Annotated in this window: 7 protein-coding genes and 1 rRNA gene; 3 read left to right on the top strand and 5 right to left on the bottom strand. The window is 37.4% G+C overall.

The window, feature by feature from the left end:
* Window positions 1-72 (bottom strand): 16S ribosomal RNA (locus RCJ95_RS18930); the annotation flags it as partial.
* 345 nt (window positions 73-417) lie between these two features.
* Window positions 418-1,305, bottom strand: a complete 888-nt coding sequence (locus tag RCJ95_RS18925; protein ID WP_016994017.1) for a nucleotidyltransferase-like protein — start codon at window positions 1,303-1,305, stop codon at window positions 418-420.
* Between the two features lie 149 nt (window positions 1,306-1,454).
* Here RCJ95_RS18925 and RCJ95_RS18920 point away from each other — a divergent pair, with 149 nt between their 5' ends.
* A complete protein-coding gene (locus tag RCJ95_RS18920) occupies window positions 1,455-1,808 on the top strand; it encodes a YgzB family protein (RefSeq protein ID WP_221682852.1) in 354 nt (117 codons plus the stop codon).
* A 22-nt stretch (window positions 1,809-1,830) separates the two neighbouring features.
* Here the strand turns inward: RCJ95_RS18920 and perR are convergent, their stop codons facing one another.
* The 3 genes from perR to bcp all read right to left on the bottom strand — a co-directional run bounded on the left by perR (window position 1,831) and on the right by bcp (window position 3,813).
* A complete protein-coding gene (gene perR, locus RCJ95_RS18915) occupies window positions 1,831-2,274 on the bottom strand; it encodes a peroxide-responsive transcriptional repressor PerR (protein ID WP_004230508.1) in 444 nt (147 codons plus the stop codon).
* Window positions 2,275-2,395: 121 nt separating this feature from the next.
* Complete coding sequence (locus tag RCJ95_RS18910; protein WP_221682851.1) at window positions 2,396-3,340, bottom strand: D-2-hydroxyacid dehydrogenase; 945 nt, start codon at window positions 3,338-3,340, stop codon at window positions 2,396-2,398.
* A complete protein-coding gene (gene bcp / locus RCJ95_RS18905) occupies window positions 3,340-3,813 on the bottom strand; it encodes a thioredoxin-dependent thiol peroxidase (RefSeq protein WP_221682850.1) in 474 nt (157 codons plus the stop codon). Before bcp ends, RCJ95_RS18910 begins: the two co-directional genes overlap by 1 nt.
* 129 nt (window positions 3,814-3,942) lie before the next feature.
* On the opposite strand from bcp, the gene RCJ95_RS18900 reads away from it, so the two are divergent.
* Both RCJ95_RS18900 and RCJ95_RS18895 read left to right on the top strand, forming a co-directional pair.
* Window positions 3,943-5,229, top strand: coding sequence for a glutamate-1-semialdehyde 2,1-aminomutase (locus tag RCJ95_RS18900; protein ID WP_221682849.1), 1,287 nt, complete (start codon window positions 3,943-3,945; stop codon window positions 5,227-5,229).
* Window positions 5,230-5,364: 135 nt separating this feature from the next.
* A complete protein-coding gene (locus tag RCJ95_RS18895; protein WP_221682848.1) occupies window positions 5,365-6,453 on the top strand; it encodes an FUSC family protein in 1,089 nt (362 codons plus the stop codon).
* Window positions 6,454-6,522 lie beyond the last annotated feature (69 nt).

Below are 6,522 nucleotides of genomic sequence, written 5' to 3'. Positions count from 1 at the left end.
TGTTCGCTCGACTTGCATGTATTAGGCACGCCGCCAGCGTTCGTCCTGAGCCAGGATCAAACTCTCCATAAAAGAAATTTGATTAGCTCAAATTGTTTTGCTGGCATCATGTTTGATGTCCAAAATTATGTTTCGTTCACTAGTTAAACTAGCTACTTAAAACTTTATTGATTACGTTTTGCTTGTTCAGTTTTCAAGGTTCATTATTTAAGTCGTTTTTCAGCGACTTCTTTATATTAACATCTCATTCAAAACATGTCAACAACTTTTTTAAAAAGTTTTTTGTGTTTTTCTGAGTTATTCGTTTATGTCTTAGCGACAATTAATATAATACAATACTAAGATATTATTCGTCAACTACTTTTCTAAAAAAATATCGAGGTATTTTTAGATACCTCGATTACAAGCATACTACAGTCATTGCCCCATTTCTAGAGCATCTTTATTTACCTTGTAATGACGGTGAAATATCCTATCATTTTTCGCTGCAATTGGTTCAATTTGAATATAGCCTTTATCCACTAAGTACTCCACAAACACTTCTAAATCCACTGAGTAGTTCACAAGCTCATGATGATCGTGTAATTCCTGAATGGTCCACATTTCTTTTGTTTGCATGACTTCTAATATATGTTGTGCTCCATCTCGTGTACGAGAATGAATTAAAAACTCACTTGCTAAAAACAACAATTCTAAGCGCTTTTCTATTGGCTCATTACTTGTCACTAGCTCTTCATACAGCTTATAGATGGCTGGCTCAATTTTTTTTACCTGTGCCCAAACAGTTACTTCAGGATACAGGCCACTATCGATAATAGATAAACGACCTAGATGATGCAGGGAGTCCACAACGTGATTATAAGCATCCAAGTAACTTCCTTTATCGAAGTATTCTTTCCCTTCCAAATAGCGACGAATTAACTTTGAAAATTGAATACCTGTTTTAATTTTACGACCACTATACGGAAATTCCTGCAATTCTATTTTTAGTTTATGCAGAAATTCATTCCGATCAAATAATACTCTACCGAAGAATATCCAATCAACAACCTTTCTATTTGAACCGATTAGTAACCATTTTCGAATTAATTTCTCCGTAACAGTATGTAGAGCGATTTTATTTCCTTCATATAAGTAATGTTTTGAAAAGACTGGTTGCTCTGCTTCTTTTACGATAATGAGTAAAACCGTATCAAATGTATCTGTAACGTTACTTTGTTCTTCACGCTTTTCTACTAAAATTACGCCTAATGTATTCGACTGACTCGCACGTTCTTGATATATTGGACGCAGTACTTGCTCCATGTTCAGCCCTCCTTTATTCATATAGGTTCTTTTGTTCCGTTAAAAATTCGACATACTCTAAAAGTATTCCTTCTTTCATTCAGTTCAAAGCTAAAATACTTTGCCCTTATATGTTATAGTAGATTTTAGATTGGGAGGCAAGATGAAATATGAAACCTTATAAAAGTAAAATTAATAAAATTCGTTCATTCGCATTAGCACTAATCTTTTTTGGTTTTATTGTCATGTACGGAGGCATTTTCTTTAAAAACAGCCCGATATTAGTTTTAATTTTCATGTCACTAGGTGTTCTTTGTATTATCGGTAGCACAGTTGTATATGCGTGGATCGGTCTACTGTCAACAAGAGCTATTCAAGTAGAGTGTCCTAATTGCCATAAACATACAAAGGTTTTAGGCCGAGTAGATATGTGCATGTACTGCAATGAGCCATTAACGCTTGATCCTGCTCTAGAAGGTAAAGAGTTTGATCAATCCTATAATAATAAAACAAAAAAATCCTAGCCCTTTTTAAGAGCTAGGATTTTTATTGTACTTTTGCAGTAGCAACTTTACATGATGGACAAGTGCCGTATATCTCTAAGCGATGCGAATGCACATCAAAGCCTGTTACCTGTGATGCAAAATGCTCTATTTCGTCGAGTCCAGGATAATGGAAATCGACGATCTTACCACAGCATTCACAAATCATATGGTAATGATCGTTTGTCACGAAATCAAAGCGACTTGAAGCATCCCCGTAAGTTAGCTCTTTCACAAGACCTACTTCACGAAATACACGCAGGTTGTTATAAACAGTCGCTACACTCATATTAGGGAACTTACCCTCAAGAGCTTTATAAATTTCATCGGCAGTAGGATGTGCCATTGATTGAATTAGATATTCCAAAATAGCATGACGCTGAGGAGTAATACGTACACCAGTTGTTTTCAACGTGTCCAGTGCATCTTGTAAATGCGTTGCAGACATCGTCATGCACCTCTTCCATAAGTATTATTAATTTATAATTGTTATAAATAGTGTATCCAATTCGTACTACTTCGTCAACAATCACACATTGCTTATCCTCAATAAATCAATGGTATTTTCCTTAATAGCCTCTTGATAAATCCATAACATTTTCTAAATCCGTGTCACCCTTTAGCCATTTTGTTAGGCTTGGCTTGAAAATTTCTAAGCTACGCTCAACATAACGAGAAGAATGACTGGATACATGAGGTGATACTATGACATTTGGTAATGTCCATAATGGATTGTCAGATGTCAGAGGCTCCTCTTCAAATACATCTAAAACTGCATGTCCAATTTGCTTTGTTTCAATCGCTTGAATGAGTACCTTTTCATCAACTAAATTACCTCGACCAAAATTCATGAAGATCGCATTGTTTTTCATCACAACAAAATGCTCTTCTTTCAATAAATGGGTCGTTTCTGTTGTTTTTGGTAATACAGAAATAACGATATCTGCATGAGGTAGGGCTTCTTTCAATTGTGTAAAACTAATCACCGTATTCATATAGGCCGCTTCTTTACCGGAGCGGTTACAGCCAATCGTCGTAACACCAAAAGCTTGCAATAAACGTCCAACTTCTGACCCAATGGCACCTGGCCCCAAAATAAGTGCCGTACTATCACGTAATTCCGTTTGTTGTGTTTTTTTCGACCATTCACTTTTCTTTTGCTGCTCATACATCCAAGGCAAAGCTCGTTTAATGGCTAAAATATGAGCAAGCATGGATTCAGCCATAGGCGTTTTATGAATGCCACGAACATTTGAAACTAGAATCCCTCGTTCAATAATAGCCTGAGCTGGCATTTTTTCTACACCTGCCGATGCAACAAAAATCCATTTTAGCTTTGTCGCAGATTGAATACTCTCTTCTGTTAAATCTTCACCATATGTAACTAATACATCCGCTTGTTGAAGCTCTTCATTTGATAAACTCTTTTCAAAGATAAATTCAAGCTGTGGAAATTCTGCTACTAATGGTTCTCGTAAATCTGGTCTAGGTTCAAATGTAAAATAGATTCTCATTATTTTGCCTCCTGTTCTGCTAAATAAGCATATACTTCTTCAATATGATTTTTCACTCGAACTTTGCGCCAAGCTTTTACAAGCATACCCTCAGCATCAATTAAAAACGTTGAACGCTCTATGCCCATATATTCACGTCCATACATTTTCTTTAAAACCCATACACCATATGCTTCAGCAATAGCATGGTCCTCATCCACTAATAGTGAAAATGGCAAACCATGCTTATCAATAAATTTTGTATGCTTGCTTGCGTTATCTGGGCTAACACCCAGAACAACAGCGTTTAAATGACTGAAGTCCTCAAACTTATCGCGAAAATCACAAGCCTCCGTCGTGCAGCCTGGTGTCATATCCTTTGGGTAAAAGTATAAAATAACATTTGTTCCTTTAAAATCAGCTAAATGCACCATCTCGCCCTTTTCGTTCAAGAGAGAAAAATCCGGCGCCTTTTGTCCTTCTAGTAATGTCATACAATCTCCTCCTCTGTAGGTCCTATTTTACTCTAAGTAACAAATCAAGTCATATCCCTTAATTTCTTTGGATTTCTTACACCGATAGGTCTACAATAGATTACGTATAAAAAGTTAGGAGGCAATTCTATGAATCATGCAAAATCTGAAGCAATACATGCAGAGGCATTACAGCATATTGTTGGTGGTGTAAACAGCCCATCTCGTTCATATAAAGCAGTAGGTGGCGGTTCTCCTGTAGCCATGGCGCGAGGAAAAGGCGCATATTTTTGGGATGTAGATGGCAATCGTTATATCGACTATCTAGCAGCATATGGTCCAATCGTTACTGGTCATGGTCATCCTCATATTGCAAAGGCTATAACGCACGCAGCGGAAAATGGCACATTGTTTGGGACGCCGACTGAATATGAAGTTACTTTCGCAAAAATGTTAAAGGAAGCCATTCCGTCGATGGATAAAGTACGTTTTAACAACTCTGGTACAGAAGCTGTTATGACAACGATTCGTGTGGCACGTGCCTATACAGGACGTACAAAAATCATGAAATTTGCTGGTTGCTACCACGGGCATTTCGATTTAGTATTAGTGGCTGCAGGATCAGGTCCAGCAACATTAGGAACACCGGACTCAGCAGGCGTAACAACTTCAACAGCTGAAGAAGTTATTACTGTACCTTTTAATAACCCAGAAGCCTTTACAGAAGCCATGAATAAATGGGGCGAGGAGATTGCAGCTATCTTAATCGAGCCAATAGTAGGAAACTTCGGTATTGTTGAACCTAAGTCAGGCTTCCTTGAATTAGTACATGCTACAGCAAAGGAAAAAGGGGCCCTAACGATTTATGATGAAGTCATCACGGCCTTCCGCTTCCACTATGGTGGCGCTCAAAACTTACTTGGCCTAACACCTGATCTAACTGCACTTGGTAAAGTTATTGGTGGTGGTTTACCAATCGGTGCTTATGGCGGACGTAAAGAGATTATGGATACTGTTGCACCACTCGGCCCAGCATACCAAGCGGGTACGATGGCTGGAAATCCTGCATCTATGCAAGCTGGCATCGCTTGCCTAGAAGTGCTACAAACACCAGGTATATACGAGGAAATGGATAGATTAGGCTCAATTTTAGAAGAAGGTATTTTAGCTGCTGCTAAAAAACATGGCGTAACCATCACGTTAAATCGTCTTAAAGGAGCGCTTACTATTTACTTTACAGATGTGAAAGTAGAAAACTATGAGCAAGCTGAAAGCTCTGATGGTGAAATATTTGGACGCTTCTTTAAACTCATGCTTGCGCAAGGTATTAATCTAGCTCCTTCTAAATATGAAGCATGGTTCTTAACAACTGAGCATACAGAAGCGGATATTCAGGAAACAATTGAAGCAGTAGATATTGCGTTTTCTCAATTGTAATCTTGACAAGAAAAAGGCGACTTGCAGGTAGAAGTCGCCTTTTTCTTATTCATCCATGCAAATCTATGTATTTTATGAGCACTTCCTTCTATAATGTAAAGAAGCTAAAAAATATTAGACAGAAAGGACATCTTTATGAAATTAGGTGCCCGTGTATTTAAAACTGGTGTAGCTATCGTATTTGCATTATTTATTGCAGAGTTGTTAAAATTACCTTCACCTGTTTTTGCTGGAATTGCAGCTATTTTTGCTATTCAGCCTTCTATTTATCGTTCTTACCAAACCATTGTGGAGCAAGTACAAGCGAATATTATAGGTGCGACAATTGCTGTCATTTTCGGCTTACTTTTTGGCCACCATGTCGTTGCCATTGGTATAGCTGTCATAATAGCTATTGGTCTCATGTTGAAATTTAAACTGGAAAAATCACTTTCGCTAGCGTTGGTATCAGTTGTAGCTATTATGGAATTTCAAGGGGATGACTTTTTAACGTTTGGTTTAATACGCTTTGTTACGATATTAGTCGGGGTATTAGCAGCGTTTGTCGTAAACCTTGTGTTCTTACCACCTAAATACGAGGTAAAACTATTTCGCAAAATTTATATTTTACAAGATGATATTATTCGTTGGACACGACTGGCTGTACGTCAAGCCTCTGAACACACATCCACAAAAACAGCATTAAGTAAGTTTAAAAGCCGTATGCTACGAGTGGATACGCTATATGATTTATATAAGGAAGAGCGTAATTATTTTAAAAATAAAAAATATGTGAAAGCACGCAAACTAGTAGTCTATCGTCAAATGATTTTAACTTCCAAGAAAAGCTTGGAATTGCTACAGCGTTTGCATAATCACGAAAATGAATTAGCTCAGCTCCCTACACAATTTCATTTAATGATTCAGGAGAGACTTGATTCCTTGTTAACGTACCATGAGCAATTGCTCTTAAAATATACAGGAAAGCTAAAGCCTGAGCATTCGGAGTGGAGTAAAAGCATTGACTATGTCCAACGTAATGAGCTGATGGAAATTTTCATCAAGCAAATCAACTTCGCTCGTGAAGAAGGCGATACGGAGTTTTCTAGCTATCACCTACTCTATATTTTATCGCGTATTTTAGATTATGAGGAAAACTTAGAACATCTTGATACACTTATTGTTTCTTACCAAAGCTATCATGGACATGAAATCAATGTAGAATTTGAAGAGGAATTCATATAGCTAACATTTTGGCGACAGATTATCTTGATTCAGGGGGCTTTTGATCACCCATTGAATGAAGATAAGTCT

The organism is Lysinibacillus sp. BSL11, assembly GCF_052928325.1.
The sequence above is the reverse complement of the archived record's forward strand: the minus strand, read 5'-3'. Positions and strand labels throughout refer to the sequence as shown.

Coding starts and splice junctions, on each gene's coding strand:
- bcp (WP_221682850.1), bottom strand. CDS start 3,813: ATGACATTACTAGAAGGACAAAAGGCGCCGGATTTTTCTCTCTTGAAC.
- RCJ95_RS18895 (WP_221682848.1), top strand. CDS start 5,365: ATGAAATTAGGTGCCCGTGTATTTAAAACTGGTGTAGCTATCGTATTT.
- RCJ95_RS18910 (WP_221682851.1), bottom strand. CDS start 3,340: ATGAGAATCTATTTTACATTTGAACCTAGACCAGATTTACGAGAACCA.
- RCJ95_RS18900 (WP_221682849.1), top strand. CDS start 3,943: ATGAATCATGCAAAATCTGAAGCAATACATGCAGAGGCATTACAGCAT.
- RCJ95_RS18925 (WP_016994017.1), bottom strand. CDS start 1,305: ATGGAGCAAGTACTGCGTCCAATATATCAAGAACGTGCGAGTCAGTCG.
- perR (WP_004230508.1), bottom strand. CDS start 2,274: ATGTCTGCAACGCATTTACAAGATGCACTGGACACGTTGAAAACAACT.
- RCJ95_RS18920 (WP_221682852.1), top strand. CDS start 1,455: ATGAAACCTTATAAAAGTAAAATTAATAAAATTCGTTCATTCGCATTA.